The following is a 1419-nucleotide window of genomic DNA, read 5'->3' as shown; positions in this document are numbered from 1 at the left end:
TCAGTAGCGGTAGTGGTCGGGCTTGTACGGGCCCTCGACCTTGACGCCGATGTACGCGGCCTGCTCCGGGCGCAGGGTGGTGAGCTTGACGCCCAGCGCGTCGAGGTGGAGCCGGGCGACCTTCTCGTCGAGGTGCTTGGGCAGCACGTAGACGTCGGTCGGGTACTCCTGCGGCTTGGTGAACAGCTCGATCTGGGCCAGCGTCTGGTCCGCGAAGGAGTTCGACATCACGAACGACGGGTGACCGGTCGCGTTGCCCAGGTTCAGCAGGCGGCCCTCGGACAGCACGATCAGGACCTTGCCGTCGGGGAACTTCCAGGTGTGGACCTGCGGCTTGACCTCGTCCTTGACGATGCCCTCGATCTTCGCCAGACCGGCCATGTCGATCTCGTTGTCGAAGTGGCCGATGTTGCCCACGATCGCCTGGTGCTTCATCTTGGCCATGTCCGAGGCCATGATGATGTCCTTGTTGCCGGTCGTGGTGATGAAGATGTCCGCGATCTCCACCACGTCGTCCAGCGTCGCGACCTGGTAGCCGTCCATCGCCGCCTGCAGCGCGCAGATCGGGTCGATCTCCGTGACGATCACCCGCGCACCCTGACCGCGCAGCGACTCCGCGCAGCCCTTGCCGACATCGCCGTAACCGCAGACGACCGCGACCTTGCCGCCGATCAGCACATCGGTGGCACGGTTGATGCCGTCGATGAGCGAGTGGCGGCAGCCGTACTTGTTGTCGAACTTCGACTTCGTCACCGCGTCGTTCACGTTGATCGCCGGGAACAGCAGGGTGCCCTCGGCCATCATCTCGTACAGGCGGTGCACACCGGTGGTGGTCTCCTCGGTCACGCCGCGGATCTCCGACGCCAGCTGCGTCCACTTCTGCGGGGACTCGCCCAGGGTGCGGTTGAGCAGGGTCAGGATGTGGGCGTACTCCTCGGAGTCCGCGGTGGACGGGTCCGGAGCCGCACCCGCCTTCTCGAACTCGACGCCCTTGTGCACGAGCAAGGTGGCGTCACCACCATCGTCCAGGATCATGTTCGGGCCGCCGGTAGGAGTGTTCGGCCAGGTCAGCGCCTGCTCCGTGCACCACCAGTACTCCTCCAGCGTCTCGCCCTTCCAGGCGAAGACCGGAACACCCTGCGGGTCCTCCACGGTGCCGTTCGGGCCCACCGCGATGGCGGCCGCCGCGTGGTCCTGGGTGGAGAAGATGTTGCACGAGGCCCAGCGCACATCGGCGCCCAGCGCCACGAGGGTCTCGATCAGGACGGCGGTCTGCACCGTCATGTGCAGGGAACCGGTGATCCGCGCGCCGGCCAGGGGCCGGGCCGCCGCGTACTCCGCGCGGATCGACATCAGACCCGGCATCTCGTGCTCGGCCAGGGTGATCTCCTTGCGGCCGAACGCGGCAAGGGAGAGGTC

Annotated in this window: 1 protein-coding gene; it reads right to left on the bottom strand. The window is 66.8% G+C overall.

Going from position 1 to position 1419, the window contains the following annotated elements; genetic code table 11:
* The coding region (gene ahcY / locus ACZ4M3_RS35345; protein WP_467739745.1) for an adenosylhomocysteinase at positions 1 to 1419 on the bottom strand (1419 nt) is incomplete at its 5' end.

Source organism: Streptomyces sp. NPDC026522, from assembly GCF_055567555.1.
This window is presented reverse-complemented; position numbering and strand designations above follow the sequence as displayed.